This window comes from Streptomyces sp. NBC_00286 (genome assembly GCF_036173125.1).
Lineage (GTDB): Bacteria > Actinomycetota > Actinomycetes > Streptomycetales > Streptomycetaceae > Streptomyces.
Genome location: NZ_CP108054.1, coordinates 1,720,035 through 1,739,801, shown reverse-complemented (window position 1 = coordinate 1,739,801; position 19,767 = coordinate 1,720,035). Strand labels below are relative to the sequence as shown.

Annotated in this window: 16 protein-coding genes; 13 read left to right on the top strand and 3 right to left on the bottom strand. The window is 69.1% G+C overall.

The genetic code is table 11. From position 1 onward, the window contains the following. Position 1: 1 nt before the first annotated feature. Both OHT21_RS07880 and OHT21_RS07875 read right to left on the bottom strand, forming a co-directional pair. Positions 2-1,954, bottom strand: a complete 1,953-nt coding sequence (locus OHT21_RS07880; RefSeq protein WP_328773992.1) for a molybdopterin oxidoreductase family protein — start codon at positions 1,952-1,954, stop codon at positions 2-4. A 5-nt stretch (positions 1,955-1,959) separates the two neighbouring features. Beyond that, entirely contained in the window at positions 1,960-2,931 is a 972-nt protein-coding gene (locus OHT21_RS07875) for a 2-dehydropantoate 2-reductase (RefSeq protein ID WP_328767532.1), read from the bottom strand. A gap of 211 nt (positions 2,932-3,142) precedes the next feature. On the opposite strand from OHT21_RS07875, the gene OHT21_RS07870 reads away from it, so the two are divergent. The 4 genes from OHT21_RS07870 (at position 3,143) to OHT21_RS07855 (ending at position 6,507) form a co-directional block, all read left to right on the top strand. Next, on the top strand, positions 3,143-4,471 hold the full coding sequence (locus OHT21_RS07870; RefSeq protein ID WP_328767531.1) for an OFA family MFS transporter: 1,329 nt from the start codon (positions 3,143-3,145) through the stop codon (positions 4,469-4,471). Then, positions 4,443-4,598 (top strand): MFS transporter small subunit, encoded by a 156-nt coding sequence (locus OHT21_RS07865; RefSeq protein WP_328767530.1) that lies wholly within the window; start codon positions 4,443-4,445, stop codon positions 4,596-4,598. Before OHT21_RS07870 ends, OHT21_RS07865 begins: the two co-directional genes overlap by 29 nt. Positions 4,599-4,733: 135 nt before the next feature. Then, positions 4,734-5,672: a beta-ketoacyl-ACP synthase III gene (locus OHT21_RS07860; protein WP_328767529.1), complete on the top strand. Its 939-nt coding sequence runs from the start codon at positions 4,734-4,736 to the stop codon at positions 5,670-5,672. Positions 5,673-5,829: 157 nt separating this feature from the next. Continuing rightward, positions 5,830-6,507 carry a GntR family transcriptional regulator gene (locus OHT21_RS07855; protein WP_328773991.1) on the top strand — a complete coding sequence of 226 codons (678 nt, stop codon included), beginning with the start codon at positions 5,830-5,832 and terminating at the stop codon, positions 6,505-6,507. 38 nt (positions 6,508-6,545) lie between these two features. On the opposite strand, the gene OHT21_RS07850 is transcribed toward OHT21_RS07855, so the two are convergent. Further along, positions 6,546-6,959: a PaaI family thioesterase gene (locus OHT21_RS07850; protein ID WP_328767528.1), complete on the bottom strand. Its 414-nt coding sequence runs from the start codon at positions 6,957-6,959 to the stop codon at positions 6,546-6,548. A gap of 197 nt (positions 6,960-7,156) precedes the next feature. Here OHT21_RS07850 and OHT21_RS07845 point away from each other — a divergent pair, with 197 nt between their 5' ends. The 9 genes from OHT21_RS07845 (at position 7,157) to OHT21_RS07805 (ending at position 19,715) form a co-directional block, all read left to right on the top strand. Beyond that, positions 7,157-7,879, top strand: coding sequence for a VOC family protein (locus tag OHT21_RS07845; protein WP_328767527.1), 723 nt, complete (start codon positions 7,157-7,159; stop codon positions 7,877-7,879). Positions 7,880-8,078: 199 nt separating this feature from the next. Beyond that, positions 8,079-9,260 carry an ROK family transcriptional regulator gene (locus tag OHT21_RS07840; RefSeq protein WP_328773990.1) on the top strand — a complete coding sequence of 394 codons (1,182 nt, stop codon included), beginning with the start codon at positions 8,079-8,081 and terminating at the stop codon, positions 9,258-9,260. Between the two features lie 233 nt (positions 9,261-9,493). After that, positions 9,494-11,011, top strand: a complete 1,518-nt coding sequence (locus OHT21_RS07835) for a sugar ABC transporter ATP-binding protein (RefSeq protein ID WP_328767526.1) — start codon at positions 9,494-9,496, stop codon at positions 11,009-11,011. Continuing rightward, positions 11,008-12,027, top strand: coding sequence for an ABC transporter permease (locus tag OHT21_RS07830; protein ID WP_328767525.1), 1,020 nt, complete (start codon positions 11,008-11,010; stop codon positions 12,025-12,027). The genes OHT21_RS07835 and OHT21_RS07830 overlap by 4 nt, the downstream gene beginning before the upstream one ends. Positions 12,028-12,163: 136 nt before the next feature. Then, positions 12,164-13,201, top strand: a complete 1,038-nt coding sequence (locus tag OHT21_RS07825) for a substrate-binding domain-containing protein (RefSeq protein ID WP_328767524.1) — start codon at positions 12,164-12,166, stop codon at positions 13,199-13,201. Between the two features lie 217 nt (positions 13,202-13,418). Next, positions 13,419-14,669 carry a Gfo/Idh/MocA family protein gene (locus OHT21_RS07820; RefSeq protein ID WP_328767523.1) on the top strand — a complete coding sequence of 417 codons (1,251 nt, stop codon included), beginning with the start codon at positions 13,419-13,421 and terminating at the stop codon, positions 14,667-14,669. A gap of 13 nt (positions 14,670-14,682) precedes the next feature. Beyond that, the gene (locus tag OHT21_RS07815; RefSeq protein WP_328767522.1) at positions 14,683-15,687 is read left to right on the top strand and encodes a sugar phosphate isomerase/epimerase family protein; all 1,005 of its coding nucleotides are present in this window, start codon (positions 14,683-14,685) and stop codon (positions 15,685-15,687) included. Between the two features lie 84 nt (positions 15,688-15,771). Further along, complete coding sequence (locus tag OHT21_RS07810) at positions 15,772-18,291, top strand: PQQ-dependent sugar dehydrogenase (protein WP_328767521.1); 2,520 nt, start codon at positions 15,772-15,774, stop codon at positions 18,289-18,291. Between the two features lie 14 nt (positions 18,292-18,305). Then, positions 18,306-19,715, top strand: coding sequence for a ThuA domain-containing protein (locus tag OHT21_RS07805; protein ID WP_328767520.1), 1,410 nt, complete (start codon positions 18,306-18,308; stop codon positions 19,713-19,715). Positions 19,716-19,767 lie beyond the last annotated feature (52 nt).

Below are 19,767 nucleotides of genomic sequence, written 5' to 3'. Positions count from 1 at the left end.
ATCACCTCACCTGAGTCGCAACCGGAAGCTTGTCGATCCGGATCGCCGACGCCTTGAACTCAGCCGTCCCCGCGATCGGGCAATTCGCCTCGATCGTCAGCTGGTTGGTGTCCACCTCGTCGGGAAAGTGCATGGTCATGAAGGCGAGCCCGGGCCGCAGCGCGGGATCGACCCACACCGGCGCCACCACGGCACCGCGCCGCGACGACACCTGGACCTCCTCGCCCACCACAACCCCGTAGCGCTCCGCGTCCTCCGGACACAGCTCGACGTACTCCCCGCGCCGCAGCGGCGAAGCGAAACCGCCGCTCTGCACACCGGTGTTGTACGAGTCGAGCCGTCGCCCGGTGGTCAGCCGGATCGGGTACTCCTCGTCCGTCAGATCGACCGGCGGATCGTGCTGGACGAGCCCGAAGGGGGCGAGACGGCCGCGCCGGGCCGGATCCGCGTCCCACAACCGCCCGTGCAGGTACGTCGGTTCGAGCCGGTCCGTGTCCGGGCACGGCCACTGGATGCCCTGGTGCTCCTCCAGGCGTTCGTACGTCATCCCGTAGTGGTCCGGCGACACCGAGCGCAGTTCGTTCCATACGGCCTCGGAGTCCGCGTACTTCCAGTCGTGGCCGAGCCGGGCCGCCAGCTCGCAGAGGATGTCGATGTCCTCGCGGGCCTCGCCGGGCGGAGTGACGGCGGCTCGTACGCGCTGAACTCGTCGCTCGCTGTTGGTCGTCGTACCGTCCGTCTCGGCCCACCCCACAGTCGCGGGCAGTACCACGTCCGCCAGCTCGGCGGTCTTCGTGAGGAAGATGTCCTGTACCACGAGGAAGTCCAGGGCCCGCAGGCGTCGTATCGCTTGGTCGGTGTCGGCTTCGGACTGGGCGGGGTTCTCGCCGATGCAGTAGACGGCGCGGAGCGTGCCCTCCTCCATGGCCTCGAACATCTCCGTCAGGTTCAGCCCATAGTGCGGCTGGATGACGGTGTCCCAGGCGGACTCGAACTTCAGCCGGACCGTCGGATTCAGGATGTCCTGGAAACCGGGGAGGCGATTGGGAATCGCCCCCATGTCGCCGCCGCCCTGCACGTTGTTCTGGCCGCGCAGGGGCTGCAATCCCGAGCCGTAGCGCCCCACATGACCCGTCAGCAGGGACAGGTTGATGAGGGCGCGTACGTTGTCCGTGCCGTTGTGGTGCTCGGTGATGCCGAGCGTCCAGCACAGCTGGGCGCGCTCGGCGCGGGCGTACGCGTGCGCCAACTCCCGTATGGCGGCGGCCGGTACGCCCGTCACCTTCTCGGCGAGCGACAGCGTCCAGGGCTCGACGAGTTGCTTGTACTCCTCGAAGCCGGTGGTCGCCCGCTCGATGAAGGCCTCGTTCGCAAGGCCTGCTTGGATGATCTCGCGGCCGATCGCGTGCGCCATCGGGATGTCCGTGCCGACGTTCAGGCCGAGCCAGCTCTCCGCCCACTCGGCCGTGGAGGTGCGGCGCGGGTCGACCGCGTACATCCGTGCCCCGTTCCGTATCCCCTTCAGGACGTGCTGGAAGAAGATCGGGTGGGCGAAACGGGCGTTGGAGCCCCACATCACGATGAGGTCGGTGTGCTCGACCTCCCCGTACGACGACGTTCCGCCGCCCGAGCCGAACGCGGCCGAGAGGCCCGCGACGCTGGGGGCGTGGCAGGTGCGGTTGCAGGAGTCGACGTTGTTGGTGCCCATGACGACGCGCGCGAACTTCTGCGCCACGTAGTTCATTTCGTTGGTCGCGCGGGCGCAGGAGAACATCCCGAACGCGCCACGGGCGGCGGACAGCCCGCGGGCGGCGCGGTCCAGCGCCTCGTCCCAGGTCGCCTGCCGGAAGGGCTCGTCGCGTGAGTCGCGGACGAGTGGATGAGTAAGTCGGGTGTACGTCTTGGGAGTTCGGTCGCGTTTGCTGGTACGGCTGGTGTGGCTCAGGCGACTCATACGGCTCATGCGGCGGTCCTCAATGCGAGCAGATCCGAGATGGCGTGGACGGTGCGGAGTGTCGGCACCTCGACCCCGGTGATCTCCGCCAACTCGACGACGGCGGCGAGGAGTACGTCGAGTTCGAGCGGTTTGCCGCGCTCCAGGTCCTGAAGGGTCGAGGTGCGGTGATCGCCGACGCGCTCGGCGCCGGCCAGCCGCCGTTCGATGGAGACCCCGACCTCGCAGCCCAGCGCCCGGGCGACGGAGAGCGTCTCGGTCATCATGATCTCGATGACCCTGCGGGTGCCGCCGTGCAGGCACATCTGCCGCATGGTCGCGCGGGCGAGGGCGCTGATCGGGTTGAAGGAGATGTTGCCGAGCAGTTTGAGCCAGATGTCGTTGCGCAGGTCGGGCTCGATCGGGCACTTGAGCCCGCCCGCTCGCATGGCCTCGCTGAACGCGGTGCACCGCGCCGACACCGAGCGGTCGGGTTCGCCGATGGAGAACCGGGTGCCTTCGAGATGGCGTACAACTCCCGGTCCTGCCAGCTCAGTTGCGGCATACACCACGCACCCGACGGCCCGTTCGGGCGCGAGCACCGCACTGACCGCGCCGTCCGGGTCCACGCTCTCCACGCGATGGCCGTCGTACGGGCCGCCGTGCCGGTGGAAGTACCACCAGGGGATGCCGTTCTGCGCGGCGACCACCGCCGTCGTGTCGTGAAGGAGAGGCTCGATCAGCGGCCCGCACGCCGCGTACGAGTTGGCCTTCAGCCCCAGGAAGACGAAGTCGGCGGGGCCGACCTCGGCCGGGTCGTCGGTGACGTGGGCCCGAGCGGTGAAGTCCCCGCGCGGGCTGAGCACTTGAACTCCGTGCTGCCTCATGGCCGCCAGATGCGGTCCACGGGCAATGAGATGTACGTCGGCGCCGGCGCGATGCAGTGCGGCACCGACGTAGGCGCCGATCGCACCGGCGCCCAGAACTGCCACTTTCACTTGGGGTCTCCGTTCGGTTGAGGGATACCGCGGAGGGAGGTGACTGTGGTGCCGAAATCTGTCGACGGAATATTGTCTACAGTATGGGGGTTGGGGCGGCAAGGGCTCTGCGACCGTTCGTCGCGTGCGGCATACCGTTCATCGCATACCGTCGACGAGTTCGGGCCGGCCGACTTCCCAACTGGGCGCCGGATTCCTATCGTTCGGGATCATGAGTCCCCCCATAGCCCCGCCAGGCTGGAGCCGCTGGCTGGTTCCGCCGGCCGCACTTTCGGTTCATCTCTCCATCGGGCAGGCATACGCCTGGTCCGTGTTCAAACCGCCTCTGGAGTCCGCGCTCGATCTCAGCGGCACGCAGAGCGCGCTGCCCTTCCAACTCGGCATCGTCATGCTCGGGTTGTCCGCCGCGTTCGGTGGCACGCTCGTCGAGCGGAACGGGCCGCGCTGGGCGATGACTGTGGCTCTGATCTGCTTCTCGTCGGGCTTCCTGCTCTCCGCGCTCGGGGCCGCCACCGAGCAGTACTGGCTGATCGTCTTCGGCTATGGCTTCGTCGGCGGGATCGGTCTCGGCATCGGATACATCTCGCCCGTCTCGACGCTCATCAAGTGGTTCCCGGACAGGCCGGGCATGGCCACCGGCATCGCCATCATGGGCTTCGGTGGTGGCGCGTTGATCGCCTCGCCGTGGTCCGCGCAGATGCTGGAGTCGTTCGGCTCCGACAACTCGGGGATCGCGCTCGCGTTCCTCGTACACGGGCTGTCGTACGCCGTGTTCATGCTGCTCGGCGTGCTGCTGGTGCGGGTGCCGCGCAGCGAGAAGCCGGTCGCCTCCGGGCCGAGTGCATACGAGGGCGTGCAGGTCTCGGCGCGCAACGCCGTGCGCACCCCGCAGTTCTGGTGCCTGTGGATCATCCTCTGCATGAACGTGACCGCGGGCATCGGCATCCTGGAGAAGGCCGCCCCGATGATCACGGACTTCTTCGCGGACACCTCGACACCGGTCTCGGCATCGGCGGCGGCCGGTTTCGTCGCGCTGCTCTCGGCGGCCAACATGGCGGGCCGTATCGTCTGGTCGTCGACGTCCGACCTGGTCGGGCGCAAGAACATCTACCGCCTGTATCTGGGTGCGGGCGCGCTGATGTACGCGCTGATCGCGTGGGTGGGGGACTCCTCGAAGCCGCTGTTCATCGTCTGCGCGCTGGTGATCCTCTCCTTCTACGGAGGCGGCTTCGCGACCATCCCCGCCTATCTGAAGGACCTCTTCGGCACCTACCAGGTCGGCGCGATCCACGGCCGGCTGCTCACCGCCTGGTCGACCGCCGGAGTCCTCGGACCGCTGATCGTCAACTGGATCGCGGACCGGCAGGAAGAGGCGGGCAAGTCCGGTGAGGCCCTGTACGGAACGTCGCTGATCATCATGATCGGGCTGCTGGCCATCGGCTTCGTCGCCAACGAACTCGTACGCCCCGTCCATGCCCGCCACCACGTTCCCGCCCCGAAGGAGGCCGAAGATGTCCACGAGCGACAGCAGTCCGCCTAGCGCACCGGCCAGCACGCCGCCCGGCCGCCGTGGGCTGATCGCCTTTTCCTGGGTGTGGGTGGGGGTGCCGCTCGCCTATGGCCTGTACGAACTGGTGCGGAAGGCGACGCAGCTGTTCACGGGGTGAATGCTCGGGTGTCCGAGCGTTCAACAAAAGGCGACAAGGCTGAAGCCGCTTTCCTGTGGCTTTACGTGTCCTCATACCGGTGAGTACCTGATCAGACTGGTGGGTCATACACCCAGGCAATGAGGGGGACCGCCCATGATCGGCTCACGCATCGTCGCTGTCGGCCACTACCAGCCCGCCAAGGTGCTCACCAACGAGGACCTGGCGGGTCTGGTCGACACCAGCGACGAGTGGATCAGGAGCCGGGTGGGCATCCGCACACGGCACATCGCCGGGCCCGACGAACCGGTCGACGAGCTGGCCGCGCATGCCGCCGCCAAGGCGCTCGCGGCGGCCGGACTCGCTCCCGGCGACATAGATCTGGTCCTGGTGGCGACCTCCACGGCGATCGACCGCTCGCCGAACATGGCCGCCCGGGTCGCCGCCCGCCTCGGCATCCCCTCCCCGGCCGTGATGGACCTCAACGTCGTCTGCGCGGGCTTCACGCACGCACTGGCCACCGCCGATCACGCCGTACGCGCCGGGGGCGCGAGCCGGGTGCTGGTCATCGGCGCCGACAAGATGTCCGATGTGGCGGACTGGACGGACCGTACGAGCTGCGTACTCGTCGGGGACGGAGCGGGGGCCGCGGTGGTCGAGGCCTCGGAGGAGGTCGGTATCGGGCCGGTTCTGTGGGGTTCCGTGCCCGAGATGGGGAACGCGGTACGGATCGAGGGCACGCCTGCGCGGTTCGCGCAGGAGGGGCAGAGCGTCTACCGGTGGGCCACCACCCAGCTTCCGCCCATCGCGCGCAAGGCCTGCGAGCGGGCCGGACTGGAACCCGAGGACCTCTCCGCGGTCGTGCTCCACCAGGCGAACCTGCGCATCATCGAGCCGCTCGCCGAGAAGATCGGCGCCGTGAACGCCGTCGTCGCCCGCGACGTCGCCGAGTCCGGCAACACCTCCGCGGCGAGCATCCCGCTCGCCTTCTCGAAGCTCGTCGAACGCGGGGAGATCTCGACCGGCGACCCGGTGCTGCTCTTCGGCTTCGGCGGCAATCTGTCGTACGCGGGACAGGTCGTCCGCTGCCCGTGACGTGCGGGTTCGCCGTCGTGTGACGAGTCCAACTCCCCCTGGCCCTGGCCGCTGTGCGCCGTAGACTGTAGACGAAAGACAATTGATACTGGCTGGCATTGGTGGCTGGCCTTGGCTTTCCGGCTGCGCGCTGCCGTTGCTCAGGAGGGGGACCGTGATGTTGTCGACAGGACTGCCGCCGGGGGCGGTACCCAAGCTCGAACGTCCGGGACCGCTCAGGGACCGTGTGTACGAGGCGCTCCTCGAGCTCATCACGACGCGTGCCCTGCAGCCAGGCCAGCACCTGGTCGAGAGCGAGCTCGCCGGGCATCTCGGGGTCTCCCGGCAGCCCGTACGCGAGGCGTTGCAGCGGCTGAACACCGAGGGGTGGGTCGATCTGCGGCCCGCGCAGGGCGCGTTCGTGCACGAGCCGACGGAGGAGGAGGCGGACCAGCTCCTCACGGTCCGTACGCTCCTGGAGGCCGAGGCGGCCCGGCTCGCCGCGGCTGCCGCGGGCAGCGCCGGCATCAGCGCCCTGGAGGAGCTGTGCGCCGAGGGCGAGCGGGCGGTGGACGCCGACGACGTGGACGGCGCGGTCGCGATGAACGCCCGCTTCCACGCGAAGGTCATGGAGCTGGCGGGCAACGCGGTCCTCGCGGAGCTCGCGGCGCAGGTCGACCGCCGGGTTCGCTGGTACTACACGCCGGTTGCCCGGCAGCGCGGTCACCAGTCCTGGATCGAACACCGCGAACTCATCGCGGCGATCTCGGCCCGCGACGAGCAGCGCGCTACGGAGGTCATGCGGGCCCACACGGAGCACACGCGTCGGACGTATCACGCGCGCGAGCGGGCGTAGCGCCCGCGCGTTCCCACGGGGCGGTGGCACCTCGCGTCTCACCTGCCGCCCAGTACCGCCTGCGTCTGTGTGGTCTGTCCCGCCGGCCGCCCGTCAGCGTCGTACAGATCCGTCTGGACGACGACGAACGAGCGGCCCACGTGCAATGGCCGGGACTCGGCGCGGGCGTGGCCCGAGCGGACGGCGCGGAAGAAGTTGGTCTTGGACTCGACGGTCGACGTGGCAGCGCCCGGCGGCAGGTTGAGGAACGCGCACACCGCGCCGGTCGTGTCGGCGAGCGTCATCAGCGCCCCGCCGTGCAGGACACCGCCGGCCGTGCACAACTCCGGTGCCCACAACAGCGTGCCCGCGACGCGGTCCGGCTCCGCCTTTTCCAGGCTGATGCCGAGCCGGATCGCGAACGGCACGGCGGCGAGCGGGTCTTCGGGGACTGGGGACGGCTTCTCGAGCAAGACGGAATCCCTCCGAGCGGGACGGCAGCGGGCAGTACGTCACCAGCCTGGCCGGACACTGGGCGAGCGTCGATTACCCCTGAGGTAACGGAGACCGTGAGTACACCGGCAAGAGGTGGCACCGACGGGGTTCGTCGCCCCCGGCGCCCGTCCAAAATCGCGTTGCGTGGCGGTTTCCCGGCGCTTTGGCTGTGCGGATGACTTCTCACCTGCACGCGCTCTGCTTCGACGCGAACGACCCGCTCCGCCTCGCGCGCTTCTGGGCCGACTTCCTGGGCTGGGAAATGTCCGATGACTTCTCCGAAGGCATCCTGCTCCTGCCGAGCGATGACACCGGGTTCCGGATGCGGTTCCTTCCGACCCAGGAGCAGAAGACCGGCCAGAACCAGATGCACTTCGATCTGACGAGCACGTCCCTTGACGACCAGCAGCAGACCGTGGCGAAGGCGCTCCGGCTCGGGGCCCGGCACATCGACATCGGTCAGCGCCCGGAGGAGGGGCATGTGGTGCTCGCCGACCCAGAGGGCAATGAGTTCTGCGTCATCGAGCCGGGCAACAACTTCCTTGCCGACTGCGGATTCATCGGAGCGCTCGCCTGCGACGGTTCGCAGGAGGTCGGGTACTTCTGGAGCCGGGCGCTGGGCTGGCCGCTGGTCTGGGACCAGGACCAGGAGACCGCGATCCGCTCGCCGCACGGCGGTCCGAAGGTCACGTGGGGCGGTCCGCCGCTGATGCCGAAGACGGGGAAGTACCGGCTGCACTTCGACCTCGCTCCACCGGTCGGCGGTGATCAGCAGGCGGAGGTCGAGCGTCTCGTCTCCCTCGGGGCGACTCGCGTCGACATCGGCCAGGGTGAGGTCCCCTGGGTGGTGATGGCCGATCCCGACGGTCATGAGTTCTGTGTGCTCAGGCCCCGATAACGCCAGCGATTCGGGTGGGCGGCCCTGCGCTCCTCAGGGTGGTCTCGGAGCCACCGTCGGCCACTCTTTGTCCTGTGAGTGGAAAAAGCGAGCACTAATTACCGCTCAACTTCTTCCCACCCCCGGCAACCGCTGCTACGTTCCCCTCGAAAGCACGACGAAGCTGTGCCGATGAGGCGGGGAGGGGCTCGTGAGACGTATGACGGCGCGACCCGCGAACGCCCACCAGGCGCGGCTGCTCAAGCTGTTGCGTGACGACGGGCCCAACTCCCGTGCCCAGCTGGGCGACCGGGTCGATCTCTCGCGGTCCAAGCTGGCCGTGGAGGTCGAGCGTCTCCTGGAGACGGGGCTCGTGGTGGCCGACGGACTCGCCGCCTCGCGCGGTGGCCGCCGGTCCCACAACATCCGGCTCGCGCCCGCTCTGCGCTTCCTCGGCGTGGACATCGGCGCGACGTCGATCGATGTGGCCGTCACCAACGCCGAGCTGGAGGTGCTCGGACACATCAACCAGCCCATGGACGTACGCGAGGGCCCGGTCGCGGTCTTCGAGCAAGTCCTGTCCATGGCAGCGAAGTTGAAGGCCTCGGGGCTCGCGGAAGGATTCGACGGCGCCGGTATCGGCGTACCAGGACCCGTCCGTTTCCCCGAGGGTGTCCCGGTCGCCCCGCCGATCATGCCGGGCTGGGACGGGTTCCCGGTGCGCGAGGCCCTGAGCCAGGACCTCGGCTGCCCCGTCATGGTCGACAACGACGTGAACCTGATGGCCATGGGGGAGCAGCACGCGGGCGTCGCACGCTCCGTGGGCGACTTCCTCTGCGTCAAGATCGGCACCGGTATCGGCTGTGGCATCGTCGTCGGCGGTGGGGTCTACCGCGGTACGACGGGCAGTGCCGGCGACATCGGCCACATCCTCGCGGTACCGGACGGCCGGCAGTGCGCCTGCGGCAACCGGGGCTGCCTGGAAGCCCACTTCAGCGGCGCCGCGCTCGCCCGCGACGCCACGGAAGCCGCCCAGCAGGGGCTGTCGCCGGAACTGTCGAGCCGCTTGGAGACGAACGGCAGCCTCAGCGCCGTCGACGTCGCCGCCGCGGCCGTCGCGGGCGACACCACCGCGCTCGATCTGATCCGCGAGGGTGGCTTCCGCACCGGCCAGGTCATCGCCGGACTCGTCAGCTTCTTCAACCCCGGCCTGGTGGTGATCGGCGGCGGGGTGACCGGCCTCGGCCACACCCTGCTCGCCGCGATCCGTACCCAGGTCTACCGCCAGTCGCTGCCCCTCGCGACCGGCAACCTCCCGATCGTTCTGGGGGAGTTGGGCCCCACCGCCGGAGTCATCGGTGCGGCCCGGCTCATCAGCGACCACCTGTTCTCACCCGCTTAACGCAGCACGTCAAGCTCACCAGCAGAGCCGCACGGTCAGCTCACGAACGTCGCACCTCACGCTCCATCAGGGCCGCACGCAGCGCTCACCAGCGCCACGTAGAGCCACCCGTACGACACCCTGCACCGCTCCGACACAGCACCCTGCATCACCCCAGCTCAGCACCCAGCACCGCCCCTGCCCTACCCCGCCCTGCCCTGAACCGGCCCGCACGCCCGCCAAGGGGAACCGTCATGGCATCCGAACCACCGCTGCTCACCATGTCCGGGATCACCAAGTCGTTCCCCGGCGTCCGCGCGCTCGACGGCGTCGACCTCGACGTCCAGCCCGGCGAGGTGCACTGTCTGCTCGGCCAGAACGGCGCCGGGAAGTCCACCCTCATCAAGGTGCTGGCCGGTGCCCACCAGCCCGACGACGGCACCATCACCTGGCGCGGCGACCCTGTCACCCTCCGCTCGCCGATCGCCGCCATGCGCCTCGGTATCGCCACCATCTACCAGGAACTCGACCTGGTGGAGGGCCTGTCGGTGGCCGAGAACGTCTACCTGGGCCATGAGCCGACGGCCGCCGGTTTCGTCGTACGACGCAAGGGCGCGCGTGCTTCAACCGCCGCTCTGCTCAAGCGACTTGGGCACCCGGAGATCGATCCGGCCCGTCTCGTCGGTGACCTGTCCGCCGCCCACCAGCAGATCGTCTCGATGGCGCGGGCGCTCTCCCACGACGTACGCCTCATCGTCATGGACGAGCCGTCCGCCGCGCTCGACCCCGACGAGGTCGACAACCTCTTCCGTATCGTCGGCGATCTCACCGCCGACGGCGTGGCCGTCGTCTACATCTCGCACCGCCTGGAGGAGATCCGCCGCATCGGCGACCGCGTCACGGTCCTCAAGGACGGTCGGGCCGTGGCCGGTGGGCTGCCCGCGAAGTCGACGCCGACGCGCGAGGTCGTGGCGCTGATGACGGGGCGGAACGTGGAGTACGTCTTCCCCGACCGGCCGGTGCACGACGCGCTCCCGGATCCGGTACTCGAGGTCAAAGGCCTTGCCCGCGAAGGGGAGTTCGCGCCCCTCGACCTCACGCTCCGGCCCGGCGAGATCGTCGGCCTCGCCGGACTCGTCGGCTCCGGACGCTCCGAGATCCTGGAGACCATCTACGGCGCGCGCAAGCCGACGGCAGGTCAAGTCCTTGTCGGGGGAAGGCGTTTGAAGCCGGGCAGCGTACGGGACGCCGTCCGCGCCGGACTCGGACTCGCCCCCGAGGAGCGCAAGGCGCAGGCCCTGCTGATGCTGGAGTCCGTCACGCGGAACGTGTCCGTGTCCTCCATGTCCCGCTTCTCGTACGGGGGTTGGCTGGACCGGAGCGGCGAGCGGGAAGCGGCCCTCAAGGCCACGCGCGAGCTGTCGCTGCGGCCCGACAACCCCTCCGTGCCCGTGCGCACCCTCTCCGGCGGCAACCAGCAGAAGGCCGTACTGGCCCGCTGGCTGCTGCGCGGCTGCCGGGTGCTGCTGCTCGACGAGCCCACCCGCGGCGTCGACGTCGGCGCCCGCGCCGAGCTGTACGCCGTCATCCGCCGCCTCGCCGACGAAGGCCTGGCCGTGCTCATGGTCTCCAGCGAAGTCCCCGAAGTCCTCGGGCTCGCCGACCGCGTCCTGGTGCTCCGCGAGGGCCACGTCGTGCATACGGCGCCCGCCCGGGAGCTCGACGAACACCGCGTACTCGACCTCGTCATGGAAGGAACTCCGGCGTCATGACGCAGCACGCATCACCGCCCCGCGGTGACACCCCGAAAGTGTCGCCGGTGGAGGGACCCAACCCCTGGCGGGCACTCACCGCCCGCGCCGACGTCCGCACCCTCTCACTGCTCGGCGTACTCGCCGCCCTGATCATCATCGGCGGCATCACCAAGCCCGACCAGTTCCTCGACACCCGCAACCTCCAACTCGTCCTCACCCAGGCCTCGGTCATCGGTGTCGTCACCGTCGGCATGACCTTCGTCATCGTCTCCGGCGGCATCGACCTGTCCGTCGGCGCGATCGTCGCGCTCGCCTCCGTATGGGCCACGACCGTGGCCACCCAGGAGTTCGGGTTCATCGGCATCCTCTTCACCTCGGTGATCGTCGGCGTGGGCTGCGGACTGGTGAACGGCATGCTGATCGCGTACGGCGCCATGGTCCCGTTCATCGCGACACTCGCCATGCTCGCCTCAGCCCGCGGACTCGCCCTGCAGATCACCGACGGCAGCACTCAGGTCGTGACCGTCCAGAGCGTGCTCGACCTCGGCGGGCGCGACGCCTACATCCTGGGCATCCCGCCGCTTGTCATGGTCTTCGCGGTGGTCACCGTCATCGGCTGGCTGCTGCTCAACCGCACCACCTTCGGGCGGCGCACGGTGGCCGTCGGCGGCAACGCGGAGGCGGCCCGGCTCGCGGGTATCGACGTACGCCGGCAGCGGCTGTACCTGTATCTGCTCTCCGGGCTGTGCTGCGGTATCGCCGCCTTCCTGCTGGTCGTGCTGTCCGGTTCGGGCCAGAACACCAACGGCAACCTCTACGAACTCGACGCCATCGCCGCGGCGATCATCGGCGGCACGCTGCTCAGCGGCGGGCGCGGCACCATCGTCGGCTCGGTGCTCGGCGTCCTGATCTTCACCACGATCACCAACATCTTCGCCCTGAACAACCTGCAGAGCGACGTCCAGCAGATCGCCAAGGGCGCGATCATCGTCGCCGCCGTGCTCGTCCAGCGCCGTACCGCACATACGACTTAACGCCCGTACGGCATCCACGACCTGACTCCAGCATCGCCAGCACGACCTGACTCCAGTACCGCCAGCACGTCTTGAGGCCGTAGCGCCATCACGACTTGAGCCGTTTCGCACGTCCTTCACGGAAGGGTCCACCGCCATGCCAGAGCTCACCAGCCGCAGAGGACTGCTCTTCGGCACCGCCGCCGTCGGGGCCGGCGCCCTGCTCGCCGGTTGCACGAGTAACGAGTCCAGCGACGAGCCGGCCTCCAACGACCAGCCCGCCGCCGACGACAAGCCCGGCAAGCAGGTCACCATCGGCTTCGCAGGACCGCAGGCCGACCACGGCTGGCTGAACGCGATCAACGAGAACGCCAAGAGCCGGGCGAAGAAGTACAAGGACGTCACGCTGGAGATCACCGAGGGCTCCAACGACACCGCCGCGCAGATCGGCCAGATCGAGACCCTGATCAACAAGAAGGTCGACGTCCTGGTGATCCTGCCCGCCGACGGCAAGGCGCTCACCCAGGTCGGGCTCCAGGCCATGCGCGCCGGCATTCCCGTCGTCAACCTCGACCGGATCTTCAACTCCCCGCAGGCGTACCGCTGTTGGATCGGCGGCGACAACTACGGCATGGGCCTGAACGCCGGTCACTACATCGGCGAGAAGCTCAAGGACAAGAAGAACGCCCGCGTCATCGAACTCGCCGGCCTCGACAACCTGGAGCTGACCCAGCAGCGTACGCAGGGCTTCGACGCGGCCCTGAAGAACTACCCGAACATCAAGAAGGTCGCCCGGCAGGCCGCCGACTTCACCGTCGAGTCGGGCCAGGCCAAGATGTCCCAACTCCTCCAGGCCCAGTCGAAGTTCGACGCCCTGTGGAACCACGACGACGACCAGGGCGTGGGCGCCCTGCGCGCCATCGACCAGGCCGGCCGCGACGACTTCCTGATGGTCGGCGGCGCGGGCGCACTGTCCGCCTTCCAGGCGATCAAGGCAGACGACGGCGTCCTCAAGGCCACCGTCCTCTACCCGCCGACGATGGCCGCATCGGCGATCGACCTGGCCCGCGCCCTGGGCCAGGGCAAGGGCGTGGGCGGCCTGGCGGAGTTCGAGATCCCGGCATCCCTGACGCTCTACTCGGCAGTCGTCGACAAGGAGAACGTCGATCAGTACATGTCCACGGGGTTCAAGTGACGTGTCCACCGGGTTCGAGGGCGCGCCCCGTTCAGGGGCGCGGGCTGTGAAGATGCGGCTCCACCAGCGCCCCGTAAGGGGCGCGGGGCTGTATCACTGTGCGGCTCCGCCGCGCGGGCGCGACCAGCCACAACGGACCCGCAGATAGTCGACTGCACCACCCGCGGAGCGCCCGCTCATACCCCCCACCGCGCTACGACACGAGGAGGACTCCCGCATGGGACAGCCGCAGCAGCCCGACGAGGCAGAGGCCGGGGCAGCGGTCGAGAAGCCCACGGCCCAGAGCCCGGTGGCCGAGAAGCCGCCGCTAGGCGTTGGCATGGTCGGATACGCATTCATGGGCGCCGCTCACTCCCAAGGCTGGCGCACAGTGGGCCGCGTCTTCGACCTGCCCCGCCACCCCGTCCTCGCCGCCGTCTGCGGCCGCGACGGACAGGCCGTACGCGCGGCGGCCGACCGGCTCGGCTGGGCGGCGGCCGAGACCGACTGGCGGGCGCTGATCACCCGGGACGACGTCGACCTCGTCGACATCTGCACGCCCGGCGACAGCCACGCCGAGATCGCCCTTGCCGCACTGGCCGCGGGCAAGCACGTGCTGTGCGAGAAGCCCCTCGCCAACACGGTGGAGGAGGCCGAGGCGATGACCGAGGCCGCCGAAGCCGCAGCTGCACGCGGCCAGGTGGCGATGGTCGGCTTCAACTACCGCCGCGTGCCCGCGACTTCGCTGGCCCGGAAGATGGTCGCCGAGGGACGGTTGGGCGCCCTGCGCCACGTACGGGTGACGTACCTTCAGGACTGGCTGGTGGACCCGCAGTTCCCACTGACCTGGCGGCTGCGCAAGGAGACGGCGGGCTCGGGCGCGCTCGGCGACCTGGGCGCGCACATCGTCGACCTCGCGCAGTACATGGTGGGCGAGCCGGTCGTCGGAGTGTCGGCGCTGACCGAGACCTTCGTACGGGAGCGGCCGCTGCCCGGCGGACCGACCAGCGGACTGTCCGCCGTCTCGGCCAACGGATCCGGCCCGGTCACCGTGGACGACGCCGCCCTGTTCACCGGCCGGTTCGCCTCCGGCGCGCTCGCCTCCTTCGAGGCCACCCGGTACGCCACCGGCCGCAAGAACGCCCTGCGTATCGAACTGAACGGTGAACACGGCTCGTTGGCCTTCGACCTGGAACGGCTCAACGAACTCGAGTACCACGACCACCGCGAGCCCGGCACCCACGCCGGCTTCCGCCGCATCCTCGTCACCGAGCCCGATCACCCCTACCTGGAGGCCTGGTGGCCGCCCGGTCACGGCCTCGGCTACGAGCACACCTTCGTCCACCAGGCCCGCGACCTGGTGACCGCCATCGCCGAGGGCCGCGCACCGGTGCCGTCCTTCGCCGACGGACTGCAGGTGCAGCGCGTACTCGCGGCCGTCGAAGAGAGCGCCGCGAAGAACTCCGTATACACACCCATCGCGAGTTGAGGAGGGCCGTTCCATGCCGCGCAACTTCACGCTCTTCACCGGCCAGTGGGCCGACCTGCCGCTCGAGGAGGTCTGCAGGCTCGCCCGCGACTTCGGCTACGACGGGCTCGAACTCGCCTGCTGGGGCGACCACTTCGAGGTCGACAAGGCACTCGCCGATTCCTCGTACCTCGATTCCAGGCACCAACTGCTCGACAAGTACGGCCTGAAGTGCTGGGCCATCTCCAACCATCTGGTCGGCCAGGCGGTCTGCGACGCCATCATCGACGAACGCCACCAGGCGATCCTCCCGGCCCGTATCTGGGGCGACGGCGAGGCGGAAGGCGTACGACAGCGGGCGGCGTCCGAGATCGCCGACACCGCGCGCGCGGCGGCGGCCTTCGGCGTCGACACCGTCATCGGCTTCACGGGGTCCGCGATCTGGCACCTGGTCGCGATGTTCCCGCCCGCCCCCGAGTCGATGATCGAGCGTGGCTACGAGGACTTCGCGCTGCGCTGGAACCCGATCCTCGACGTCTTCGACCACGAGGGCGTGCGGTTCGCCCACGAGGTCCACCCGAGCGAGATCGCGTACGACTACTGGACAACTCAGCGCGCGCTGGAGGCAGTTGACCACCGCCCGGCCTTCGGGCTGAACTTCGACCCCTCGCACTTCGTCTGGCAGGACCTCGACCCGGTCGGCTTCCTGTGGGACTTCCGCGACCGGATCTACCACGTCGACTGCAAGGAAGCGCGCAAGCGCCTCGACGGCCGCAACGGCCGACTCGGCTCGCATCTGCCCTGGGGCGACCCGCGCCGCGGCTGGGACTTCGTGTCCGCAGGTCACGGCGACGTCCCGTGGGAGGACGTGTTCCGGATGCTGCGCTCCATCGACTACAAGGGCCCCATCTCGGTCGAGTGGGAGGACGCGGGCATGGACCGCCTCCAGGGAGCGCCTGAGGCACTCACCCGGCTCAAGGCGTACGACTTCGAGCCGCCGACGGCGTCCTTCGACGCGGCGTTCGGCGGCAACGACTGATCTTTCTGGCACACCTCCGGGGTGACGGCGCACCCCGGCGTTCCGCACACACCCGTACGACCGGCCCCATCGTGGAGGCAATTCGTGCACCCGCATGTCAGAAACAGGAACACCAGAAGCCACACCAGACGCCCGAGACTTCGTGGGGCCCTCGCGTTGCTGAGCGGTCTGCTGCTCGCGGGCGCCTCACTCGGCCTCACCGCCCCAGCGGCGGGCGCGGCCGTCGCCGACCCGGGTGGCACCCCGGCGGCTGCTGAGCCCGCGGCCGAGCCCAAGGCCGAGGACTTCCAGCAGGTCACCCTCGCCAAGGGCGAACCCGAGACCGGTGAGCCCATGTCGCTCGCCGTCCTCCCGGACCGCTCGGTCCTGCACACCTCGCGCGACGGGGAGCTGCGGATCACCGACGCCGCGGGCACCACGAAGCTCGCGGGCAAACTCGACGTGTACGCGCACGACGAGGAAGGCCTGCAGGGCATCGGCGTCGACCCCGACTTCGCCGACAACCGCTTCATCTACCTTTACTACGCCCCGCCGATGAACACCCCGGCGGGCGACGCCCCCGAGACGGGCACCGCCGCCGACTTCGCGCCCTTCGACGGCGTCAACCGGCTCTCCCGCTTCGTCCTCAACGCCGACGGCACCCTCGACAAGGCCAGCGAGACGAAGATCCTCGACGTCCCGGCGACCCGCGGCATCTGCTGCCACGTCGGCGGCGACATCGACTTCGACGCGGCGGGGAACCTGTATCTGTCGACCGGCGACGACTCCAACCCGTTCCAGTCTGACGGCTTCACCCCCATCGACGAGCGCGCGAACCGCAACCCGGCCTTCGACGCCCAGCGCACGGCCGGCAACACCAACGACCTGCGCGGCAAGATCCTCCGCATCAAGGTGAACGCCGACGGCTCCTACGCCATCCCCGACGGCAACCTCTTCGCCCCCGGCACGGACAAGACGCGCCCCGAGATCTACGCGATGGGCCTGCGCAACCCGTTCCGCTTCAGCGTCGACAAGGAGACGGGGATTCTGTACGTGGGTGAGTACGGCCCCGACGCAGGAGCCGCCGACCCGGCCCGTGGTCCCGCAGGCCAGGTCGAGTTCGCCCGCATCACCGAGCCCGGCAACTTCGGCTGGCCGTACTGCACCGGCGACAACGACGCCTACGTCGACTACGACTTCGCAACCGGCGCTTCCGGAGCGGCATTCGACTGCGCCGCCCCCAAGAACACCTCGCCGAACAACACCGGCCTGACCGACCTGCCTCCGGCGCAGCCCGCGTGGATCCCGTACGACGGCGCGTCCGTCCCGGAATTCGGTGACGGCTCCGAGTCCCCGATGGGCGGCCCGGTCTACCACTACGACCCGAACCTCGACTCGCCGGTCAAATTCCCCGAGGCATACGACGGGGACTTCTTCGCCGGGGAGTTCGGCCGCCGCTGGATCAAGCGGATCACCTCGGACGCCGACGGCACCGTGCAGGCCATCAACGACATACCGTGGACCGGCACCCAGGTGATGGACATGGCCTTCGGCCCGGACGGCGCGCTGTACGTCCTCGACTACGGCCTGGCCTGGTTCGGCGGCGACGAGAACTCCGCGCTGTACCGGATCGAGAACGCCACCGACGGACACTCACCCGTGGCACAGGCCGCGGCCGACCGTACGTCAGGACAGGCACCGCTGAAGGTGAAGTTCTCCTCCGCCGGCACCAGTGACGCCGACGGCGACTCCCTCACGTACAGCTGGGACTTCGGCGACGGCGGCAAGTCCACGTCGGCGAACCCCACGCACAAGTACAGGAAGAACGGGACATACACAGCGACGCTGACGGCCAAGGACCCCGGCGGCCGCACCGGCAGCTCCAGTGTGCAGGTCGTGGTGGGCAACACGGCGCCGAAGGTGACCCTGGAACTGCCGCGTGACGGGCAGCTGTTCAGCTTCGGGGACGCCGTGCCGTTCAAGGTGAAGGTCACCGATCCGGAGGACGGGACCATCGATTGTGCCAAGGTGAAGGTCACCTTCATCCTCGGCCACGACAGCCACGGTCACCCGGTGACCTCGGCGAACGGCTGCACCGGCACCATCCAGACCAGCGCCGACGGCGGCCATGACGAGGACGCGAACATCTTCGGCGTCTTCGACGCGGAGTACACCGACGGCGGTGGCGGCGGCCAGGAGGCGCTCACCAGCCACGACCAGGGCGTCGTCCAGCCCAAGCACCGCCAGGCCGAGCACTTCGGGAAGGCCTCGGGAACCAAGGTGCAGACACGTGCCACCGCGCACGGCGGTGAGACCGTCGGCGACATCAACAACGGCGACTGGATCTCCTTCGAGCCCTACGTCCTGAGCAACGCCAAGAAGCTCACGGCACGCGTCGCCTCCGAGGGCGCGGGCGGAAAGCTCGAGATCCGCGCGGGCTCGCCCAAGGGGCGTCTGCTCGGCACGGCGACCGTTCCGGTGACGGGCGGCTCGGAGAAGTACCAGGACGTCAGTACGTCCCTGAAGGGCGCACCGCGCGGGACGACCACGCTCTACCTCGTGTTCAAGGGGCGTGGCACCGGAGCGCTGTACGAGGTCGACGACTTCACGTTCACGACCGGCTGAGGGAGGGCGACGCGATGCGAGCAACAGGCAGAACGGTGACCGCGCTGTTGGGCGCCGCCCTGCTCATCGGGTGTGTGTCGGGGCCGGCCGCGTCCAAGGGGCCTGAAGGGCCTGATGGGCAGCAGGCTGAGTCGAAGGAGGCTGACGTCAAGGGTCGTGCGGACGGCCGGGTGCTGGTGTTCTCCAAGACCGCCGGGTTCCGGCACGACTCCATCCCGGAGGGGATCGCCGCGGTGAAGGACCTCGGCGCCGCGAACGGATTCGCCGTGGACGCGACGGAGAACGGGGCAGCCTTCACGTCCCGCAACCTCGCCAAGTACGACGCCGTCGTGTTCCTGTCCACCACCGGCGATGTGCTCAACGCGGGCCAGCAGAAGGCCTTCGAGGGCTACATCCAGCGCGGGGGCGGCTACGTGGGCATCCACGCCGCCGCCGACACCGAGTACGACTGGTCCTTCTACGGCGGCCTGGTGGGCGCCTACTTCAAGTCGCACCCGGCGATCCAGGCCGCACGGATCGAGGTCGAGGACCATGCGCATCCGGCCACCGCGCATCTCCCGGAGTCCTGGAAGCGTACGGACGAGTGGTACGACTACCGCTCCAACCCCCGGGAACGCACCCATGTCCTGGCCTCGCTCGACGAGTCGTCGTACACCGGCGGCACGATGAACGGCGATCATCCGATTGCGTGGTGCCAGAACTATCAGGGCGGCCGCGCCTTCTACACCGGCGTCGGCCACACCAAGGAGTCGTACGCCGACCCCGCCGTCCGGCAGCACCTGCTGGGCGGACTCCGCTGGGCGATCGGGGCCGCGGAGGCCGACTGCCGTCCGGAGAACGGTTACCGGCAGCTCTTCGACGGCACTGAGGCGTCACTCTCCGCCTGGAAGCAGGCGGGGCCGGGCTCGTTCACGCTGGGTGACGACGGCACGCTGACGTCGGTGGGTGGCCTGGGCATGCTCTGGTACGGCGCCTCGGGGTTCGGTTCGTACTCGCTGAAGCTCGACTGGAAGATGGCGAGTGCCTCCGGTGACGACAACTCCGGTGTCTTCGTGGGCTTCCCGGCCTCCGACGATCCCTGGTCTGCCGTCAACAACGGGTACGAGATCCAGATCGACGCGACCGACGCCCCCGATCGCACCACTGGGGCCGTGTACAGCTTCCAGTCCGCCGACATCAAGAAGCGCGACCGTGCGCTGAACCCGCCGGGGGAGTGGAACACGTACGAGATCCGTGTGGAGGGCGAACGGCTCCGCGTCTATCTCAACGGCGTGAAGATCAACGATTTCACCAACACCGATCCGGTGCGCAGCCTGCGCGACGGTCATATCGGCATCCAGAACCACGGTGCCGAAGACCAGGTGTCCTTCCGCGACATCCGGATCAAGGAACTGCCCGCGCGATCTGCTGCGCAGGGCGATTGAGCGGCGGCGGGCGGGGGACGCCGGACCCCCGCCCGCCGTCTTTCCTGTTCTT

What these genes read in the sequence shown, in the direction of transcription:
- OHT21_RS07870 (WP_328767531.1), top strand. Translation starts at nt 3,143, where the DNA reads ATGAGTCCCCCCATAGCCCCGCCAGGCTGGAGCCGCTGGCTGGTTCCG.
- OHT21_RS07855 (WP_328773991.1), top strand. Translation starts at nt 5,830, where the DNA reads ATGTTGTCGACAGGACTGCCGCCGGGGGCGGTACCCAAGCTCGAACGT.
- OHT21_RS07805 (WP_328767520.1), top strand. Translation starts at nt 18,306, where the DNA reads ATGCGAGCAACAGGCAGAACGGTGACCGCGCTGTTGGGCGCCGCCCTG.
- OHT21_RS07865 (WP_328767530.1), top strand. Translation starts at nt 4,443, where the DNA reads ATGTCCACGAGCGACAGCAGTCCGCCTAGCGCACCGGCCAGCACGCCG.
- OHT21_RS07840 (WP_328773990.1), top strand. Translation starts at nt 8,079, where the DNA reads ATGACGGCGCGACCCGCGAACGCCCACCAGGCGCGGCTGCTCAAGCTG.
- OHT21_RS07880 (WP_328773992.1), bottom strand. Translation starts at nt 1,954, where the DNA reads ATGAGTCGCCTGAGCCACACCAGCCGTACCAGCAAACGCGACCGAACT.
- OHT21_RS07825 (WP_328767524.1), top strand. Translation starts at nt 12,164, where the DNA reads ATGCCAGAGCTCACCAGCCGCAGAGGACTGCTCTTCGGCACCGCCGCC.
- OHT21_RS07845 (WP_328767527.1), top strand. Translation starts at nt 7,157, where the DNA reads ATGACTTCTCACCTGCACGCGCTCTGCTTCGACGCGAACGACCCGCTC.
- OHT21_RS07860 (WP_328767529.1), top strand. Translation starts at nt 4,734, where the DNA reads ATGATCGGCTCACGCATCGTCGCTGTCGGCCACTACCAGCCCGCCAAG.
- OHT21_RS07835 (WP_328767526.1), top strand. Translation starts at nt 9,494, where the DNA reads ATGGCATCCGAACCACCGCTGCTCACCATGTCCGGGATCACCAAGTCG.
- OHT21_RS07820 (WP_328767523.1), top strand. Translation starts at nt 13,419, where the DNA reads ATGGGACAGCCGCAGCAGCCCGACGAGGCAGAGGCCGGGGCAGCGGTC.
- OHT21_RS07830 (WP_328767525.1), top strand. Translation starts at nt 11,008, where the DNA reads ATGACGCAGCACGCATCACCGCCCCGCGGTGACACCCCGAAAGTGTCG.
- OHT21_RS07815 (WP_328767522.1), top strand. Translation starts at nt 14,683, where the DNA reads ATGCCGCGCAACTTCACGCTCTTCACCGGCCAGTGGGCCGACCTGCCG.